Here is a 17,633-nt window from a genome sequence, read left to right as displayed (position 1 = left end):
ACCACCGGCAGCGGAACGCGGAAGCGCGATACGAAAGGGGACCACTATGTTCCTGCAACCCGAGGACCTCTCCTCCCCCGCCCACTTCGAGCCCGGCGCCTTTCTGGACCACTGGTCCCGCACCCACGGCGTCCCCCTGGAGACGCTCCCGGTGGGCCGCACCCTCATCTACAGCTTCATCGGCCGGGTGGGGCAGATGGGCGGACGCCTGGGCGCGCACGAGGTGGAGGGATGGGTGTACGGACCCGGGACCCTCTTCACCGCCGGGGCGGGCGAGGGAAGCGTCTCGGTCGCCCGGGCCATCGCTGGCGCCGCCATGACGGTGGGCCACCTGGAGGAGTTCATCCACCTGGGCGTCCGGCGCATCATCGGCCTCGGCTGGGCCGGCAGCCTCGATCCTGCCATGCCCGTGGGCTCCCTCTTTGTCGCCGGCGAGGCGGTGCGGGAGGAGGGGACCTCGTACCACTACGCGGAGGCTTCCGTCCCCGCCGTCCCCACCGGGCCGATCGCGCAGGCCCTGCTGGAGGCCGGGCGCCGCGTGGGACACCCGGTGGCGACAGGGCGCCACTGGAGCACCGACGGGGTGTACCGGGAGGTCCGCACCAAGGTGGAGCGCATGGCCCGAAACGGAGTGCGGGCCGTAGACATGGAGACCTCGGCCATGTACATCCTCGGCCGGTTCCGGTCCGTGGAGGTGGCCAACCTGCTGGTGATCTCCGACGAGCTCTTCCACCCCTGGCGGCCGGCCTTCGGCACCCCGGAGCTGAGGGCCGCCGAGGAGCGGTCCCTGGACGTGGTCCTGGCTTGCGTGGAGACGTGGAGGTGAACCTGATGACCTCAGAGCACGGCTGGCCGCCGGAGGGCGGCTTCGGCCCGCTGGTGGACGCGGCGCGGCTGAGAGCTCACCTCCTGGACGACGACCTGGTGCTCTTCGACTGCCGCTTCACCCTGGGCGAGCCCGATGCGGGGCGAAAGCAGTATCTGGCCGGTCACGTGCCGAGCGCCCTCTTCCTGGACCTAGAACGGGACCTCGCCGCGCCGGTCGGACGCCACGGGGGCCGCCACCCCCTCCCGAACCCTCAGACGCTGGCCGAGAAGCTCGGCCGCTGCGGGGTGGACGAGCGCTCCACGGTGGTGGTCTACGACGACGGCAGCGGGAGCATGGCGCCCCATGCGTGGTGGCTGCTGGGCTACCTGGGGCTCGAGCGGGTGGCCGTGCTGGACGGAGGCTTCCCCGCCTGGATCGATGCCGGCGGCGCTCTCTCCGGCGGAACCACCGACGAGGAGGCCGCAGCCTCCCGCCCGCCCCGGCGCTTCACCCCGCACCCCCGCCGGGAGTGGATCCGCACCATCGAGGACGTGCGGCGCGTGGTGGAGCAGCGGCCGACAGGAGTAATGCTGGTGGACTCGCGGGCGCCCGAGCGGTACCGTGGAGAGGAGGAGCCCCTCGATCCTTCCGCAGGCCACATTCCCGGGGCGGTGAACCTCTACTGGGCGGAGAGCGTCGGCCCGGACGGCCGCTGGAAGCGCCCGGAGGATCTGGCCCATCGCTTCCGGAGCCTGAAAGGGGCGCGGGAGGTGGTGGTCTACTGCGGCTCGGGGGTCACCGCCTGCGCCAACCTGCTGGCCATGCGCCTGGCCGGTCTCCGGAACACCCGCCTCTACCCGGGAAGCTGGAGCGACTGGTGCTCCTACCCCGAGCTCCCCGTGGCAACGGGAGCCCTCCATGAGGGATCGTGATCCTATACCTCAATACCGTTGATGTCTCGCTTGACATGTTTGAGCCTTGTGCTGTAGACTTTGCATGAAGAGACCTGGAAACGCCCGGAAAGGGGTGGGCGCATGGCGCCCCACGTCGACGAGGAACGGATGCAGATCCTGAAGATGCTCCAGGAGGGCCGGATCACCGCCGAGCAGGCCAGCGAGCTCCTGGCCGCCCTGGAGGAGCCAGCTGCCCCCGCAGAGCCCTCCCGCCCCCAGGGCCAGGCCAGGTTCTTCCGGGTGATGGTGCGGGAAGGGGACGATACCAAGGTGAACGTCAACATTCCGCTGGGCCTGGTGCGGGCCCTGGCTCACCTGGTGCCCAAGGACGCCCTCAAGGTGGGCGAGGGCGGCAGCGCCCAGACCATCGACCTGGAGGCCATCATCCGCGCCGTGGAAGAGGGGGCCGACGGCCGGATCGTCGAGATCCACGATGAAGACACCCGTGTCGAGATCGTTGTCGATTGACCGGGCCCGCCGCTGGCCCGTGCCCGCAGGATTCCTGGTGGTGCGGGTGCGCTCACGGGGGATGCGCCAGGGCCTCCTGGTCCCGCTGCCCCTGGGCTTCGGCTTGGAGCTGCTCCGGGGGCTCGAGCTCCTCCTGCGGCTGCCCGTCGCGAGGAGGTGGCTCCGGCGTGGGTGGCCCAAGGACCTGGCGGTCGATCTCCCTCCCTGGGTTCTGGTGCGCCTCGGCGAGGAGCTCCTCCGCAGTGCGCTGGACCAGGCGCCTTTCACCCTGGTGGACGTGGAGACGCCGGACGCGACGGTGAAGGTCCAGGTGGTGTAGCGCTGCCGGGCGTGCTGAGCGCTGAAAAGGCGGTGTCTGGAGGTGAAGGATCGGTGCGGGTCGACCTGACCTACAAGCTGGACCGGCTCGAAGGCGGTTCCTCGCGCGGCAGGCCGGGACGCGCCTGGATCGCCTCCATCGCGGCCCTCTGGGCGGCCTCGGCGCTGCTGGGCGGGCTGGAGGTCCGGGGGTTCTTCCCGCTGCTGCTCTCCGCCGGTCTCCTGGCCGTCCTCCACACCTACGTCCGGCCCGTAGCCCTCGTCCTCACCCTGCCCTTCACGCTGATCACCCTCGGCCTCTTTACCTTCGTGCTCAACGGGCTGTTGCTGCTCCTGGTGGGCGCCCTGGTGCCCGGCGTGACCGTGGCCGGCTTCTGGGCGGCGGTGTGGGCCGCCCTCTGGGTGAGCCTCTTCTCGTGGGTAGCAGGCTGGGCGCTGCGGCGTCTTGCCGCAGGGTGAGACGGGCGCGCCCCGCAGAGCGCGCCCGTGATCGGTCTCAAACGGCCTCGCCGCTCGACCCTGCCCCGCCTTCTTGCTCGAGCTCGCGCAGGCGGGCCCGCAGCCGCTCCAGCTTCTCCTCCATGCGGACGATGCGGTAGCGGAGCCAGGCCGCCAGCTCCCGCCGGGAGAGACCCTCCGGACCCTCCTCCCAACGCCCGTGCCCGTGCCCGCCGTGGCCGCAACCGCCCCAACCGCCGAAACCCGCATGTCCCCAACCAAGACCTGCTCGAGGACCGCACCCCATGGCGCAACGCTCCCTTCTCGGTCATGCCGGTCGTAATGAGCAAGTGCTCACCACCAGCGTAGCGCGGTTATGAGCACATGTCAACAACAACCGCGGGGGCCCGCGTCCGCGGGGCCGCGACCCGGGATCCTACGGGGCCGCATCTGCGGCGGACCCCCCAGGTGCGGGGCCGGCGGTTCGGCTCCCTCACCGCCCTCAAGCAGGTCCACCTCCAGGCCCCGGCAGCGCGGGCACCCATGCGCCGGTGAACCCGGCGTAGGCGGGCCCGTCTCGAACTCCTGGGCGCACCTCCGGCAGCGGAAGCGGCCGCCCGCCAGCCGGTAGTGACCCCCGTGGACGTGGAGTGCCCGGCCGGCCACCAGAGCCCCGGCCACCTTGCGCCGGGCCGAGGCGAGGATGCGCTGGAAGGTGGGGCGGGAGACGCCCATCTGGGCTGCGCACGCCTCCTGCTCGAGCCCTTCCACGTCCTTGAGCCGCAAGGCCTCCAGCTCCTCCACCGTGAGCTGGACGGTCTCTCCTTCGGACACCCCGGCCCCCGCAGGCGTGAAGTACGTCACCCGCGGCGCCCAGTGGACCCAGCGTTCCCTTGGCGGCCTTGGCACAGGCCTCCCCCTTCCGGCGGTCGCATGCGGTCGCGAGGGACGCCGCCCGTTTCGAGCATACGCCAACCACGGCCCGTTGACCAGCCTGGCCCGGGAGGGGACAGTACCCCATCGCCCACGCCACGTACCGCACGGCCACCGGCTTAGGAGAGTCCGCTCGCTCCAGGGCTGGAGCAGCCGGCGCAGGTTTCCGGGCCACTTCGCCGAACCTTGCTCGTACGACATCGTTCGGGCAGCGGCGGTGACGGATGGTCCTCGCCATCCAGGGAACCGGCGCTCCGCAGAAAGAGGGATTCGCATGGCCGTCCGTCGCATCTACCAACTTCGCGTCTTGCTCGAGGAGATTGAACCGCCCATTTGGCGCCGCCTTCAGGTGCAGGACGATGTGACCCTCAAGCGCCTTCACGACATCATCCAGATCGCGATGGGGTGGACCGATTCCCATCTCTTCGAGTTTGAGTGGGACGGGATCGTGTACGGCGTGCCGGATCCGGAATGGGAGGACGACCGTACGGTCCACCCCGCCTCGGACTGCCGCCTCCGGGATGTCCTCACCCAACCGGGCGAAAGCATCCTCTATCGGTACGATTTCGGCGACAACTGGGTCCACGACGTTCGTCTCGAAGAGATCCTCGAGCCCTCGGCCGTCGCAAGCTACCCGATCTGCGTGGAAGGCGCCCGCGCCTGCCCTCCCGAGGACTGCGGCAGTGTGCCAGGTTACCACGAGTTCTGCGAGGCCATGCTCGATGAGGCACATCCGGAACACGAGGAGATGCGGGATTGGTATGGCGGCCCTTACGACCCCGAAGCGTTCGACCTAAGCGCCGTCAACCGTGCGCTGCAACGCTACCGGCCGCGGAGATCGGCGCGGTCGGGCTAAGAGCCGTGCTCGACGCGCGGAAGCGACTGTTGGAAACCGGCCGGGTCGATGAGCGGCGGCGTCAGGAAAGCCGCGTCTGCGCGAGGGACGAGGGTCCCGGGGCCGGATCCAACTCCGACTGGTCCGCGGCGCTGGTGGATGGGTACGCCAAGAGACCCGCCCCTCACATCAGCTCCCGCAGCGCCTCCACCGCGAACCCCAGACCGAAGAGGATCATCACGGCCCCGGAGATCCACTGGGTGACCCTCATCCAGCGGGGTGTCATGCGCGCCCGGAAGATCGAGCCGGCTGCGGCCAGCGTCAGGAAGAAGAGCCACGAGGCGCTCACCGCTCCGGCCGCGAAGGGAAGCCGGCTTGCCACGGGCTGCGACGCGATGAGGCCGCCCAGGATGGCCACCGTATCGAGGATGGCGTGGGGGTTTCCCCACGAGACGCCTATGGCTCGGGCCACCACGGCCCCGGTCGGGAGAGGGCCCGGGGTCCCCCGACCGGCCGGCTCGTCCCGAGCCGCCGCGCCTTCTCCGGGAGCCGGACCCTGGAGCCTCCCGTCCACGGGAAGAGGCTCCCGAAGGGTGGCCACCCCCAGGTGAAACAGGAAGAGCACCCCCACCGCCAGCAGCACGCCCCTCAGCCAGGGAAGACCGTTCAGCACCGCGGAGAGCCCCGCCGCCCCGGAGACGATGAGGACCGTGTCGCAGAGGCCCGTGGTCACCACGGCGAGGAGCGCACCCCGCAGCCCCGCCCGCAGGCCCTGGGTGAGGACGAAGAGGTTCTGCGGCCCGATGGGCAGGATCATGGTGAGGCCCAGCGCCAGGCCGCTGACGTAAGCTGTGACCAGAGATCCGACCGGGGTCACTCCTGCACCCAGTCCTCGGCGAACCGCTCCGCATAGGGCATGCCGCTCTCCCGCACCGCCTTCAGCAGGGCCTCCAAGGAATAGCGGACCCGCCGGAGGTCCACGCTCTTCCGGCCATCGGTCCAGGTGACGATCGCGTACTCGGCCCACGCCGGATTCCGGGTGCCCTCACCAGGCGGCACCCGATCGAAGGGGAGCCCGACGGAGCCAGGGTTCACCAGGGTGGAGCGCTGGTGCCGCCGCACCATGGCTTGATGGGTGTGGCCCCCGGCCAGGAGGGCGTGCCGGTTACCAGCCAGCGCCTCCTCCAGGGCCTGGTCGGGGGTGGTGGGCAGGATCACCTCGGTGTTGGAGCGGGGCGACCCATGGAAGCAAAGGAGCGCGTCGGCTCCCCCCAGAGACACCTCCACCGTCGGCTGGAACGATGTGAGGAAGGCGCGGTCCTCGGTCGTGAGCTGCCCAGCGCCCCACTGGTCGATCTCCCAGACCATGCGGGTGTCCTTGCCCGCATCCTCGGGGAGGGGCGGGAGGCTCAGGAGGAACGCGTCGGTGTTCCCCATCACCACGGGGCATCCGAGCCCCCGCAGCCTTGCCGCCGCCTCCCGGGGCTGGGGGCCCGTTGCTGCAACGTCCCCCAGACAGACGATGCGGTCGACGCCCTCCTGCTCGATGGCCTCAAGCACGGCGTCCAGCGCCACCGCGTTTCCGTGGATGTCCGAGATGAGGGCGAGCCTCATCGGCCTTGCCACCTCCGTAGGAGCCGCCTGCAGGCCCCACGCATCATCCGGGTCGGGGAAGCCGGTTGTCGTCGAGGATCACGCCTGCGTGAACGCCCAATGATGCCCGCCGGGATCGATCAGCTCGAGCTCACGGTCGCCAGTCACCTCCGATCGTGAACCTCCCCTCGGAAGGCTCCCCGTGGCACTTCCGGACAGGCAGCGCCGCTCAGAAGAGGAACCGCCCCTCCCGGTAGACGAGCTTGCCGTCGCCGTAGATCTCCCCGCCCTGGCGCATGTCGCAGAGCATGTCCCAGTGAACGCCGGACTGGTTGGTGCTCCCCGTCTCGGGGTACCCCGCCCCCACCGCCAGGTGGACGGTTCCCCCGATCTTCTCGTCGAAGAGCATCTCCCGGGTGAAGCGCTGGATCTGGAAGTTGGTGCCGATGCCCAGCTCACCCAGGTAGCGGGCGCCCTCGTCCGAGTCGAGCAGGGCGTGGAGCAGGTCCTCGCCCTTGGCCGCCCGGGCCTCCACCACCTTCCCGTCCCGGAACTCCAGGCGGATGTCCTCGATCTCCTTGCCGCCGTAGACGCCGGGGAAGCTGAAGCGGATGCGGCCCTGGGCCGAGTCCTCCACCGGTCCGGTGAACACCTCGCCGTCGGGGAAGTTGGCCTTGCCGTCCGCGTTCTCCCAGCGTCGCCCCGCCACGCTCAGGGTGAGGTCCGTATCTGCGGCGACGATACGGATCTCGCTCAGTTGAGAGAGCTTCTCGATCAGGTGCTCTTGTTCCTCGTGCACCCGTTGCCAGACGGCCACCGGATCCGGATCGTCCAGGCGACACGCGGAGAAGACGAACTCCTCGTACTCGGCCAGGGACATGCTGGCTTCCTGGGCCGCCGCCTGGGTGGGATACTGGGTGAGCACCCAGCGGAGCTCGCCGTCGGCCGCCCGCCGCATGAAGGTCGTGTTGATGGGCGCCATGGCCCGGCTGTGGGCCGCCTGCCGGCCGGGGTCCACCCCCGAGAGCTCCTTCACGTTGTGGGGAGCCATGACGTTGATGAAGCAGTCGTAGGTACCCACCACCAGCTCCTGCAGGGGTGAGATGTGCTTGAGCTGCTCCTCGGAGGCTTCCTTGAAGAAGACCTCCATGGCCCCCGGAACGTTCGCGTGCACGTCCGGGTGGCCCCCGGCCCGGAGGGTCTCCCGCAACACCTCGCGCAGGAGCGGCGCCGCGAGCTCCGATCCCTGGACGAACACCTTGTCGCCCGGCTTCACCGCCACGCTGTAGCGCACCATCACCTGGGCCATCTTCGACAGGCGCGGATCCGGCATGGATGGACCTCCCTGGTATGGGGTCGAGTTCCTGGCAGGACCTCTGCTGGCAAAGTTCCCCGGGCGCCAACCGCCTCCCTCCCATACCTGCCGCCTGGTGGCCCCACGGCCATACCACCACGCTCAAGTGCATCCTCGGGTTGCTGGAACCCACAGAAGGGCACATCCGGATCTGGGGGCATACCTCACCCTGAAGGGTAATGGTTCGTGATGTCGTATCATTCCCACTATCGGCGTGGGCTGGCCCTCTACGCCTAGTCCTCGCCATCTCACCCGCAGGAGGGATCACAGCATGGGGTGGACCGGTCCGGAGGACCTGGCGAACGAGCGGATCTACCAGACCACCCGAACGGACGAGCTGCTCTCGCGACGGGCTGCCGAGCTCGGTATCTCCAGGCGGCGACTTCTGAAGATGATGGCCGCTGGGGGTGCTTCCCTGGCCATGGGAGGCCTGCTGCCCCGGACGGCGGGCATCGCACGGGCCCAGGGCTCCTCCGAGCCTCTGGTGGTGAAACCCACGCCGCCGGAGTACTTCATCGACTTCGGCAGCAACCAGGAGATGCGTTGGGAGGCCATGTACGGCCGCGGCTACCTGGTGCCCAACGAGCTCTTCTTCGTGCGCAACCACACCCGCACACCGCGGATCGACGTCGCCACCTGGCGGCTGAAGGTGGAGGGCAGCGGGGTGAGCCGGCCGCTCGAGCTGACCTACGACGAGCTTCTCGCCATGCCCTCGACCTCCGTGATCCGCTACGTGGAGTGCGCCGGAAACGGCCGCAGCTTCTTCGAGACTGCCTACGGCCGCAAGGCCCAGGGCACCCAGTGGCGGTTGGGGGCCATCGGCGTGGCCGAGTGGACGGGCGTGCCGCTGGGTGAGGTGCTGGACCGGGCTCAGGTGAAGCGGACAGCGCAGGACGTGATGCCCGAGGGTCTCGACGACCTGAAGGTCCGGCGCCCCATGTCCATGACCAAGGCCTTGGCCGACGACACCCTCCTGGTTTACGCCATGAACGGCGAGCCTCTGCCCCCGGACCATGGCTTCCCCGTGCGCGTGCTCACCCCGGGATGGGTGGGGGTGGCCAACGTCAAGTGGGTAGGGCGCATCCAGGTGTCGGAGGAACCGCTCTTCTCGCCCTGGAACACCGACAGCTACGTCCTGATCGGCCCCGACTACGAGCCGCAGCCTCCGGCCAAGGGCCCGGTGCTCAGCGATCAATCGATCAAGAGCGCCCTGGAGCTGGCCTGGGGAGCCCGGCTGGCGGCCGGGACGCACCTGATCCGCGGCCGGTCGTGGTCGCCCTTCGGCCGCATCTCCCGGGTGGAGTACAGCGTGGACGGCGGGCACTCCTGGCGGGAGGCCAGGCTGCACGAGCCCAACCTGGCCAAGGCCGGGGCCCGGTGGGACTTCGAGTGGAACGCGAGCCCAGGAGAGCAGACCATCCGGGTGCGCGCCACCGACGAGGCAGGCCATGCCCAAACGGAACAGGTGCCCTGGAACGAGCAGGGCTACCTCTACAACGCGGTGGTCGACCACCCGGTGGTGGTAGCATGAGCACAGGTCCATCGGGGGCGGGCCGGAAGGGCCTCAGGCGCCTGGGTCTCCTGCTCGGCCTGCTCCTGCTGCTGGCTGCCCACGCCGTAACGGGGTGGGCAGAGGAGCCGCCCAGGGTCCTGATCGAGGCCACCGAGTTCACGTTCAATCCCAAAGCGGTCACCGTTCCTGCGGGCGACGTGGTCTTCGTGGTGCAGAACAGGGGCATCATCGAGCACAACTTCGTGGTCGAGACTTCAGGCGAGGAACCGGTGGAGGTGGCGGTGATCCCGGTCCTGGCCCCGCGCGAGACCGAGGAACTCCCGGTCACCCTGCAGCCAGGCCGGTACCGGCTTCTCTGTGCCCTGCCGGGACACACGGAAGCGGGCATGGTGGCTGAACTGACCGTGACACCCTGAAGTCGCGCCCGCAGCAGCGGGCGGGACCTCGAGCCCAACACTCGAAGGGCCGGTCGGAAGGTCGCTGGAGAAGCGACCTTCCGGCCGGACCCGTTCGTCGCGACACGCGCCCCCGTCCCGGAGGATTCTCCGCTCGCCTCAGCGAACGAGCGGTCTTGGGACGGTTGATGCGAGGCGAGCGAGCACTGCGCTCCCCGGTCGGAACCTTCTGCCGAAGCCTGTGCCGAACCGCCCGCTGAGAAACACCCGGCATCGCCTGTCGTGACCCCTCCGAACGGCCTGCTCCACCCGCGCGAGAACCTCGAGGGCACTAGTTCGATTTCGGCATGGTCTCTCGCCTCCTGCGCGCCCATAATGCGACCGAGAGCCACTTGTGTTAGATGTCACGGGTTGCCCGCCGGGACATGTTTGGACCCGAGGCCAAGGAGCCATCCACAGCGTCGCCGGAACGAAACCCTCGTGCCCCAACCAGGCAGAAGGGGTTCCTTCCGTGGCAGGCTACGAGGGCAAGGGGGTGCTCGCCTTGAACGAGCTTCTGGCTGCACGGGGTCAGATGGCCTTCTCGCTGGGGTTCCACATGATCTTCGCCGCGCTCGGCGTGGGTATGCCGATGATGATGATGCTGGCCGAGCGGCGCTGGCTGCAAACCCGGGACGAGAGCTACCGGCGCCTGGCCCGCACGTGGGCCAAGGCCACTGGACTCACCTTCGCGATCGGCGCGGTGAGCGGAACGGCGCTCTCCTTCGAGCTGGGACTGCTCTGGCCGCGCTTCATGGAGTTCGCAGGGCCCGCCATTGGGCCGGCCTTCACCCTGGAGGCCTTCGCCTTCTTCCTGGAGGCCATCTTCCTGGGGCTCTACCTCTACGGGTGGGACCGGCTCTCACCCCGGGTCCACTGGTGGGCGGGGGTGCCCGTGGCCGTCTCCGGCGCGGCCTCCAGCGTGCTGGTGGTCTCGGCCAACGCCTGGATGCAGAACCCCCAGGGAGCGGAGCTGCTCGTCTCGAACCCGGCCGCGCTGGACCCGCTGCGGGCCCTCTTCGCCAACCCCACCTGGGTCCAGATGGCCATCCACTCCACCCTGGCGACCTACGCCGCCACCGCCTTCGCCGTGGCGGGCGTCTACGCATGGGGTGCCCTCCACGGCCGGCGGGACGCCTACCACCGGAACGCCCTCCGCCTGGCGGCGGCGGTGGCGCTGGTGGTGGCCGTCCTGATGCCGCTCACGGGCGACCGTAGCGCCAAGCTGGTAGCCCGGCAGCAGCCGGCCAAGCTGGCGGCCATGGAGAGCCAGTTCGTCAGCGAGGAGGGCGCGCCCCTGCGGATCGGCGGCTGGCCGGACGTGGAGAGCCAGGAGGTGCGGTACGCGCTGGAGATTCCCGGAGGCCTGAGCTGGCTGGCCTTCGGCAGCGCCACCGCCCCCGTGACGGGTCTGGACCAGATTCCCCGCGACGAGTGGCCCAACGTGCCGGTCACCCACCTGTCGTTCCAGGTGATGGTGGGCGCAGGGTTCGCCATGCTGGGCGTCGCCCTCTGGTTCGCCTGGGTGGCTTGGCGCCGGAAGCGGGACCCGCTGGGCGACACGTCGCTCCTGTGGGCTATGGTGGCCGCGGGCCCGCTGGGCTTCATCGCCCTGGAGACGGGCTGGATCGTCACGGAAGTGGGCCGGCAGCCGTGGACTGTCTACGGCGTGATGCGGACGGCCGAAGCGGTCACTCCGGCAGCGGGGATCGCGAGCACGTTCCTGGGCTTCGTGCTCCTCTACCTGCTCTTGGGGGCCACGCTGGTCTGGCTCCTCCTGCGGCTCAGGCAGCCCACGGCCCCCGAGCCGTCGCCCGGGGGCTCCGACGAGGAGGTGGCAGGCCGTGTCGCCGGCTGAACCCACCGCCCTCCAGCAGGGCGTCTTGCTGCTGATGCTCCTGGCCCTGAACGCGTACGCCGTCCTGGGCGGGGCGGACTTCGGCGGCGGCGTCTGGGACCTCTTCGCCCGCGGGCCCCGGAAGGAGGCCCAGCAGGAGGCCATCGCCCGAGCAATGGGGCCGGTCTGGGAGGCGAACCACGTCTGGGTCATCTTCCTGGTGGTGCTCCTCTTCTCGGCCTTCCCGCCCGTCTTCGCGGCGGTGAGCGTCGCCTTCTTCCTGCCCCTGCACCTGGTGCTGCTGGGCATCATCCTGCGGGGGGCGGCCTTCGTCTTCCGGGCCCGCATGCCCCGCAGGGAGCCACCCTACGGGCTTTGGGCCAGCCTCTTCGGGGCGGCGAGCGTGGTCACGCCCTTCCTCCTGGGCGCGGCGCTCGGCGCGATCTCCTCGGGCGGCGTGCGGCTGGTGGACGGGGCGGTGCGGGTCGACCCGGCCCTTGCCTGGTTCAGCCCGCTCTCGCTCATGATCGGGGCGCTCGCCCTCACCCTGGGGGCCTACCTGGCGGCCGTCTACCTCACCGTGGAGACGCGCGGGGCCCTGCAAGAAGACTTCCGGCGCCGGGCCCTGGGTGCGGGGGCGGCCCTGGCGGTCATCGCCCTGGTCCTCCTGCTGGTGCTGCCTTCCCAGGCGCCCCACCTCTGGCAGAGCTTCCACCGGCCCGCCGCCTGGGCACTCCTCCTGGGAGGGTTGGCCGCGGCCGCCCTCTCCGCGTGGGCCGTCTGGCGGCGGCGCTTCCTGCTCGCCCGGGCCGTTTCGGTGGCCGAGGTCTCCATCCTGCTCTGGGGCTGGGGCTTGGCCCACTGGCCGTACCTGATCTACCCGGACCTGACCGTGGCCGGCACCGCCGTGCCGGACCCCACCCTGCGGATCCTCCTCATCGTGTCGCTGGTGGGGCTGGTCTTCATCGCCCCGGCCCTGGGCCTGCTCTTCCGGGTGTTCAAGGGGGAGCCCGAAGCTGGCCCGACCTCCGAGAGACCTGGCTAGAAAGCCTTCGAGACCTGCACCTTGACCCTTGCCCGCGGCACCGGAACGGGAGCCGGCGTCCAGCTCCCGCTGAAGGCGCTGGCCGTTACCGTCAGCTCCGATTGCCCGCCGAGGAGGGTGCTCGCCCCGCCGCTCCAGATGGCCGAGCCCCGGACGAGGTCCCCCAGCACGGAACCAAAGACCGAGGTGAAGTCGTCAACCCGATAGGTGAGCTGCTGGAAGGTCATCTGTTCGCTCAGCGCCTCCAGCCCTCGGGTCGTCTGGAAGCAGTACTCCCCCAGCCAGCCGAGGTCGCCGTCCAGAAAGCTGTAGTCGGCGCCGATGAGCCCCTTCAGCCCTTCCAGGGGAGGATCACCGGAAGGGGTGCCATCGGTGCCGGGGATCCCGTAGGCCGCGGCCGCGTGCCAGCCGATGCCCCAGTCGCCCTTGGCGTCGGCTCCCATAACGGCGGCGCCTGCCCTGGAGACGGCGACGACCGACCAGTCGGTCCCCCGGAGATTCCCCCGTCTTCGGATCCCGTAGGTCTCCTCGGCCACGGCGAGGCTCCAGACGTCCAGCGGGCCCACCGGTATCTGGACGGCCGCAGCGACGACGCCCCGGCGGATCCCCTCCGGATCGGTGGGGTCGGGAGGGTTGAAGAAGTCTGTGGGAGCCCAGGCGTATCCCACGCCCCAGTTGACCACCTGCCTGCCCAGGGTCACATCGGCAGAGGGCAGGTAGAGGCGCAGGAAGAGCCGGTCCACCTCCCCGCGGGTCTCCCACTCGTCTTCACCGCCTACCGGACCGCTGGCGACGGCGTGACCGTCGAAGAAGGCGCGCCACGCATCCGTCCCCGCCTGCGCCTGAAGGCGGAGCACGCTGGAAGCCCGGACGTCCGTCCCGTCGCCGGTGAAGGAGGCTTCTCCCGCCGCCTGCCACTCTCCGCCCCAGCGCACGCCGTCCTGGGCGCGCGACGGCGAGGCCGCTGCGGCGAGGAACGCCATCAGCAAGAGGAGGAGCAGCGCCCCATGGAAGTCGAACCTCACGGCGACCGCCCTCCTACCGCGTCAGGCTTCGCAGCGAGAAGAGACCGTCGGGCACCGGCGCGTCCGGTTCCAGGCTCTCCAGCATCATGGTCGTGGACGAGTCCTGCCGTAGCTTGTCTTCCAGGGTGATGCGGGTGGCGACGAACCGTCCCCCGACCTCCCGGACCTCCTCGGAGTGAGAGACCTTCAGAAGGCGTCCTGAGGCCGCGTACCGCTCCTCACGCAAGACGACGAACCGTTCGCGATCCACCCACATCCGCCGCCTGGCGTACGCGACCTGCTCACCCGGCCGGACCGTGGCCTCCACCACGTAGCACGCCACGCCGTCGAACTCCTCACTGCCGACCAAGCTGAATTGGTACCGCTCCAGGAGCTTCTCGCTCTCCAGGGCATCCTCGTAGGAGAAGTCGCTGCCCATCATCCCCTGGCGGAGCATGTGGCCCGAAATCTTCACCAGATCCTCCGCGTCGGGAAAGTAGAGCCAGAGGTCGTCTCCCAGCTTGAGGAACTTGGTCCCGCGATCCGCCGGGTTCAGGAAGGTGACCAGCGCGTTCCGGCCTTCCGCCCAGCTTTCCATCTCCTTCACGATCTCCCGCCGGCCGGCCCGGATGATCATCCGGCTCCGCGCGTGCACACTTCCCATCTGCGCGTTGGCGTCGACCCGGGCGATGATCTCCTCAGCGGGCAGATCCTGTCCCTGCGCCTGCGCGTGCACGGGTGCCCCGGCCCACGCCGTCGCCATCAGCAGCAGCGCGGCCAGGACGCGATGTGCCTGCATCGTCTGCTCCCTCCCAACGGGTTCCCTCCGACCAAACCCTCGGCTTGGCTGGCCTCCCGCATGGATGACCCCGTCAACCCCGCAGGGCCTCCGTGGGCTCCAGGCGCGCGGCCCGGCGGGCGGGGTAGTACGAGGCCAGGACCATCACCAGCAGGCCGGCCGCGAACGCGAACCCCACGACCCCCACGTCGAGCACGGGATAGAGCCGGGCGGGGTACATCCACTCGGCATCCAGCGCTTCAACCCCAGGGACCAGGATGCCGACCCGCGACCAGACCGCGAGCAGGGCGGTCCCCACCCCTGCGCCGATCAGGCTGCCGGCCAGCCCGCTCAGTCCCCCCTCCAGGAGGAAAAGGGTCCGGATCTCCCGCGGCCGCAGCCCCAGGGCGCTGAGCATGCCGATCTCCCGGCGGCGCTCGTTGACGATCATCACGAAGGTGTTGATCACCACGAAGCTGGCCAGGAAGAGGATGCCGAAGTAGATGATATCGTAGATCCTCCTGCCCACCTGCGACCACTCCACGATGTCGCTGTGCTCGTACCAGGGGATCGCCGTGTACCGATCCCCCGCGCCGCGGCTCTCCACCAGCGATTGGACCTCTTCCATCATGGCGGGGACCTCCCGCTGGTTGCGGGCCATGAGCAGGATCTCCGTGGCCGCCGAGCCAAGGTCCACGGCCGCCTGCGCCACGTCCAGCGGAACGAAGACGGTGCCGTCGTCCAGGTAGGCCAGGCCGCTCTCGAAGGCCCCCACGACGGTGAAGGTGTAACCTCGCAAGGCGCCCAGGGCCGTGTTGAAGACCAGGGTGAACCGGTCCCCCACGCTCAGATCCAGCCGGTCCAGGAGCCGCCGTCCGAGGACGGCCTCACGGGCCCCGGCCCGCACGTAGCGCCCTTCCCCGAGGTAGCGATCCACCCTCAGGACCCGACGTTCCACGTCCGGGTCGCCGCCGACGACCTGCACGCCCCGCAGGTCCTCGCCCCGGCTGATCATGGCCCCGAAGCGGAGGCGGGGAACCACCTCCTCCACCTCCGGGATCTCCTTCAGGGCGTCGGTCATGGGGGCGAGACCTTCGCCGGTGAAGCCGTCCACAGGGTACTGGAGGGAGAGCAGGCGCTCCCGGACCCGGTATTCCCGGTCGATGATCCGGACATGCCCGGAGCCGAGCCGGATCGTGTTCTCCTCCATGCCCTGGATGATCCCCGTCACCATGCCCTTCATGAGCACAACCACCAGTACGGCGGCCGCGGCGGACGCGATGCCCAGGGCCGTACGGGACGGGCTCCGTCCCAGGTTGCGAAGCGCGATGCGGAAGAGTCCCACGTCCCTCACCCCTCTCTAGATCCGCACGGTCACGGCGGCATCCAGCCTCGCGGCGCGGCGGGCGGGGAAGGACGCGGCGAGCCAGCACGTGGCGATGCCCACGGCACTCGCCCACAGGAAGACCCCGCCGTGCCACACTCCGTGCACCCGCCCCAGGAGACCGGGAATGTTGAAGGTGATGTCGCCGAAGAGGGCGGAGAAGTCGACGCCGACCCGCACGAGGTACAGGTTGGCGGCGGCGCCGAGGGTCGAGCCGGTCAGCGCGGCCAGCAGGCCGATTCCGGTGGCTTCCAGGAGGAAGAGCCGGACGATCTCGCCCTCGCGCAGGCCCATGGCCTTCATGGTGCCGATCTCCTGCCGGCGCTCCAGGGTTCCCAGGAGGATCGTGTTGGTCACGCCGACGAGCGCGATGATCACGATCATCAGCACGATCATGGCGTTGCCGCTGGACTTGGTTCGGGTCAGGCTCAGGAAGTCGGCCGCGCTCTCCTGCCAGGTGACGGCCTCCGCCTCGACTCCGGCGGTGTTCAGCCTCTCACGCGCCTCCTGCGCCACGGCGGTCGCAGACTGCCCGGGGGCGAGCCGCAGGGCCACCTCGGTGGCCCCGCCGCCCAGCGCCAGAGCGGAGTCTGCCACGTCCAGCGGCAGGTAGACCTGACCCTCGTTCACCCCGGGATGGGGGGTTCGTGCGAGACCCACCACCGTCAGATCCAGGGCCTGCCAGGCTTCGTCGCGGGTGCGCGTGACCAGCGTGATCGCATCGCCGGCATGGATCTCGAGGAGGTCGGCCAGCTTCGCGCCGATCACCGCCTCGTGTGCGCCCGCTCGGGGAAGGCGACCCTCGATGTGATCCGCTAGCCGGAAGACACCGCTGTCTCGCGCCGGATCGATCCCCACCCCGATCACCGGGAACTCCTCCCAGCCCACGTTCAGCCGGGCACCGAAGCGCACCCGAGGCGTGGCGGCCTGCACCCCGGGTACCCCCAAGGCGGTGCTCGCCGCTCGGTGCGCGGGCAGGGTTCGGCCGAGCGGGAGGTCATCGCGATCGGCGAAGTAGCCCGGGGCGTGGATCTGGACGTCCCCGGACTCGAAGTCGACGATGGTCGCCACGCCCTGGTTGTCGAGCCCGGTGATCAGGGAATCCACCAGGACGAGCCAGGCGATGCCCACGGCCAGCGCGCTGAAGGTCAGCACGGTGCGAAGCCTGTTGCGCCAGAGGTTACGCGCGGCCAGCTTCGCGAGGAACAGCATCGTGGTCTCTCCTCTCGTCCGTCGCGACGCGCCCGTCCCGAAGGGTCACCAGGCGGCGCGAGTAGGCCATCACCATGGGATCGTGGGTGCTGAAGACGAAGGTCGTCCCCTGCCCGCGGTTGATCTCGCGCATCAGCTCCACCACGGCCTTGCCGTTCTCGGAGTCCAGGTTGGCGGTCGGCTCGTCGGCCAGGACCAGGTCGGGGCTCTTCACCAGGGCCCGCGCGATCGCCACACGCTGCTGCTGGCCGCCCGAGAGCTCGCCCGGCCGGCGATCCTCGAGGCCCGCCAGTCCCACCTCCGCCAGGATGGCCGCCACCCGGTCGCGGTCACCCTTGTGGTCGACCATGGCCAGGGCGAACTCGACGTTCTCCCTGGCCGTGAGCACCGGGATGAGGTTGAACGACTGGAAGACGAAGCCGATCCTCTGCCGCCGGATGTCCGCGAGCTGGTTCCGGTTGAGGCTGGACAGCTCCAGGCCGGCCACCCGCACCGATCCTTCCGTCGCCGTGTCCAGGCAGCCGATGAGGTTGAGCAGGGTGGTCTTCCCCGAACCCGACGGCCCCGCGATGGCGGTGAACTCACCCGACTCGATCTGGAGATCCACGCCCTTCACGGCCTCGACGACGACCTGTCCTTGCCGGTAGGTCTTGGTGACCTTCTCCAGCTCAACGAGGGCCATCGTGGTCACTCCTCCCTTTCACCGGACGTGCGGAATCCCCGTAG

20 protein-coding genes are annotated in these 17,633 nt (G+C 69.8%); 10 read left to right on the top strand and 10 right to left on the bottom strand.

The features are described from left to right. Positions 1-46 precede the first annotated feature (46 nt). From LIP_RS02950 to LIP_RS18315, 5 genes are all read left to right on the top strand, one after another. A complete protein-coding gene (locus LIP_RS02950; protein ID WP_068134099.1) occupies positions 47-826 on the top strand; it encodes a nucleoside phosphorylase in 780 nt (259 codons plus the stop codon). A 5-nt stretch (positions 827-831) separates the two neighbouring features. After that, a complete protein-coding gene (locus tag LIP_RS02945) occupies positions 832-1,740 on the top strand; it encodes a sulfurtransferase (RefSeq protein WP_068141428.1) in 909 nt (302 codons plus the stop codon). Between the two features lie 102 nt (positions 1,741-1,842). Then, positions 1,843-2,229, top strand: coding sequence for an SHOCT-like domain-containing protein (locus LIP_RS02940; RefSeq protein ID WP_068134097.1), 387 nt, complete (start codon positions 1,843-1,845; stop codon positions 2,227-2,229). Further along, the gene (locus LIP_RS18320) at positions 2,207-2,548 is read left to right on the top strand and encodes a hypothetical protein (protein ID WP_144440302.1); all 342 of its coding nucleotides are present in this window, start codon (positions 2,207-2,209) and stop codon (positions 2,546-2,548) included. Before LIP_RS02940 ends, LIP_RS18320 begins: the two co-directional genes overlap by 23 nt. A 53-nt stretch (positions 2,549-2,601) precedes the next feature. Then, entirely contained in the window at positions 2,602-3,006 is a 405-nt protein-coding gene (locus LIP_RS18315; RefSeq protein WP_198409682.1) for a phage holin family protein, read from the top strand. 37 nt (positions 3,007-3,043) lie between these two features. Here the strand turns inward: LIP_RS18315 and LIP_RS02925 are convergent, their stop codons facing one another. Beyond that, complete coding sequence (locus tag LIP_RS02925) at positions 3,044-3,292, bottom strand: hypothetical protein (protein ID WP_068134090.1); 249 nt, start codon at positions 3,290-3,292, stop codon at positions 3,044-3,046. 80 nt (positions 3,293-3,372) lie between these two features. Beyond that, entirely contained in the window at positions 3,373-4,119 is a 747-nt protein-coding gene (locus LIP_RS20320; protein ID WP_407936390.1) for a DUF134 domain-containing protein, read from the bottom strand. Positions 4,120-4,192: 73 nt separating this feature from the next. Here LIP_RS20320 and LIP_RS02915 point away from each other — a divergent pair, with 73 nt between their 5' ends. Then, a complete protein-coding gene (locus LIP_RS02915) occupies positions 4,193-4,774 on the top strand; it encodes a plasmid pRiA4b ORF-3 family protein (RefSeq protein ID WP_068134088.1) in 582 nt (193 codons plus the stop codon). A 163-nt stretch (positions 4,775-4,937) separates the two neighbouring features. Here LIP_RS02915 and LIP_RS02910 read toward each other — a convergent pair whose 3' ends face one another. The 3 genes from LIP_RS02910 to LIP_RS02900 form a co-directional block, all read right to left on the bottom strand. Then, positions 4,938-5,630 (bottom strand): LysE/ArgO family amino acid transporter, encoded by a 693-nt coding sequence (locus LIP_RS02910; RefSeq protein WP_068134084.1) that lies wholly within the window; start codon positions 5,628-5,630, stop codon positions 4,938-4,940. Further along, a complete protein-coding gene (locus tag LIP_RS02905) occupies positions 5,627-6,367 on the bottom strand; it encodes a metallophosphoesterase family protein (RefSeq protein ID WP_068134080.1) in 741 nt (246 codons plus the stop codon). Before LIP_RS02905 ends, LIP_RS02910 begins: the two co-directional genes overlap by 4 nt. Before the next feature lie 208 nt (positions 6,368-6,575). Next, the gene (locus LIP_RS02900) at positions 6,576-7,679 is read right to left on the bottom strand and encodes an aminopeptidase (protein WP_068134079.1); all 1,104 of its coding nucleotides are present in this window, start codon (positions 7,677-7,679) and stop codon (positions 6,576-6,578) included. A 292-nt stretch (positions 7,680-7,971) separates the two neighbouring features. Here LIP_RS02900 and LIP_RS02895 point away from each other — a divergent pair, with 292 nt between their 5' ends. From LIP_RS02895 to LIP_RS02880, 4 genes are all read left to right on the top strand, one after another. Then, entirely contained in the window at positions 7,972-9,231 is a 1,260-nt protein-coding gene (locus tag LIP_RS02895; protein ID WP_068134077.1) for a sulfite oxidase, read from the top strand. Then, the gene (locus LIP_RS02890; RefSeq protein ID WP_068134075.1) at positions 9,228-9,629 is read left to right on the top strand and encodes a cupredoxin domain-containing protein; all 402 of its coding nucleotides are present in this window, start codon (positions 9,228-9,230) and stop codon (positions 9,627-9,629) included. Before LIP_RS02895 ends, LIP_RS02890 begins: the two co-directional genes overlap by 4 nt. Before the next feature lie 523 nt (positions 9,630-10,152). Further along, positions 10,153-11,505 (top strand): cytochrome ubiquinol oxidase subunit I, encoded by a 1,353-nt coding sequence (locus LIP_RS02885; protein ID WP_068141421.1) that lies wholly within the window; start codon positions 10,153-10,155, stop codon positions 11,503-11,505. Beyond that, positions 11,492-12,529 (top strand): cytochrome d ubiquinol oxidase subunit II, encoded by a 1,038-nt coding sequence (locus LIP_RS02880; protein WP_198409679.1) that lies wholly within the window; start codon positions 11,492-11,494, stop codon positions 12,527-12,529. The genes LIP_RS02885 and LIP_RS02880 overlap by 14 nt, the downstream gene beginning before the upstream one ends. On the opposite strand, the gene LIP_RS02875 is transcribed toward LIP_RS02880, so the two are convergent. The 5 genes from LIP_RS02875 to LIP_RS02855 form a co-directional block, all read right to left on the bottom strand. Continuing rightward, entirely contained in the window at positions 12,526-13,554 is a 1,029-nt protein-coding gene (locus LIP_RS02875) for a hypothetical protein (RefSeq protein WP_068134074.1), read from the bottom strand. The genes LIP_RS02880 and LIP_RS02875 overlap by 4 nt on opposite strands. A 13-nt stretch (positions 13,555-13,567) precedes the next feature. Beyond that, positions 13,568-14,332, bottom strand: a complete 765-nt coding sequence (locus LIP_RS02870) for an outer membrane lipoprotein-sorting protein (RefSeq protein WP_068134071.1) — start codon at positions 14,330-14,332, stop codon at positions 13,568-13,570. Between the two features lie 73 nt (positions 14,333-14,405). Further along, on the bottom strand, positions 14,406-15,656 hold the full coding sequence (locus LIP_RS02865; RefSeq protein WP_068134067.1) for an ABC transporter permease: 1,251 nt from the start codon (positions 15,654-15,656) through the stop codon (positions 14,406-14,408). A 15-nt stretch (positions 15,657-15,671) separates the two neighbouring features. Next, positions 15,672-16,907 (bottom strand): ABC transporter permease, encoded by a 1,236-nt coding sequence (locus LIP_RS02860; RefSeq protein ID WP_068134065.1) that lies wholly within the window; start codon positions 16,905-16,907, stop codon positions 15,672-15,674. Further along, positions 16,876-17,589, bottom strand: coding sequence for an ABC transporter ATP-binding protein (locus tag LIP_RS02855; RefSeq protein WP_068134063.1), 714 nt, complete (start codon positions 17,587-17,589; stop codon positions 16,876-16,878). Before LIP_RS02855 ends, LIP_RS02860 begins: the two co-directional genes overlap by 32 nt. Positions 17,590-17,633: the final 44 nt, after the last annotated feature.

It is taken from the genome of Limnochorda pilosa, from assembly GCF_001544015.1.
Lineage (GTDB): Bacteria > Bacillota > Limnochordia > Limnochordales > Limnochordaceae > Limnochorda > Limnochorda pilosa.
This window is presented reverse-complemented; position numbering and strand designations above follow the sequence as displayed.

Coding starts and splice junctions, on each gene's coding strand:
- LIP_RS02950 (WP_068134099.1), top strand. CDS start 47: ATGTTCCTGCAACCCGAGGACCTCTCCTCCCCCGCCCACTTCGAGCCC.
- LIP_RS02945 (WP_068141428.1), top strand. CDS start 832: ATGACCTCAGAGCACGGCTGGCCGCCGGAGGGCGGCTTCGGCCCGCTG.
- LIP_RS02940 (WP_068134097.1), top strand. CDS start 1,843: ATGGCGCCCCACGTCGACGAGGAACGGATGCAGATCCTGAAGATGCTC.
- LIP_RS02925 (WP_068134090.1), bottom strand. CDS start 3,292: ATGGGGTGCGGTCCTCGAGCAGGTCTTGGTTGGGGACATGCGGGTTTC.
- LIP_RS20320 (WP_407936390.1), bottom strand. CDS start 4,119: ATGTCGTACGAGCAAGGTTCGGCGAAGTGGCCCGGAAACCTGCGCCGG.
- LIP_RS02915 (WP_068134088.1), top strand. CDS start 4,193: ATGGCCGTCCGTCGCATCTACCAACTTCGCGTCTTGCTCGAGGAGATT.
- LIP_RS02905 (WP_068134080.1), bottom strand. CDS start 6,367: ATGAGGCTCGCCCTCATCTCGGACATCCACGGAAACGCGGTGGCGCTG.
- LIP_RS02900 (WP_068134079.1), bottom strand. CDS start 7,679: ATGCCGGATCCGCGCCTGTCGAAGATGGCCCAGGTGATGGTGCGCTAC.
- LIP_RS02895 (WP_068134077.1), top strand. CDS start 7,972: ATGGGGTGGACCGGTCCGGAGGACCTGGCGAACGAGCGGATCTACCAG.
- LIP_RS02890 (WP_068134075.1), top strand. CDS start 9,228: ATGAGCACAGGTCCATCGGGGGCGGGCCGGAAGGGCCTCAGGCGCCTG.
- LIP_RS02870 (WP_068134071.1), bottom strand. CDS start 14,332: ATGCAGGCACATCGCGTCCTGGCCGCGCTGCTGCTGATGGCGACGGCG.
- LIP_RS02860 (WP_068134065.1), bottom strand. CDS start 16,907: ATGCTGTTCCTCGCGAAGCTGGCCGCGCGTAACCTCTGGCGCAACAGG.
- LIP_RS02855 (WP_068134063.1), bottom strand. CDS start 17,589: ATGGCCCTCGTTGAGCTGGAGAAGGTCACCAAGACCTACCGGCAAGGA.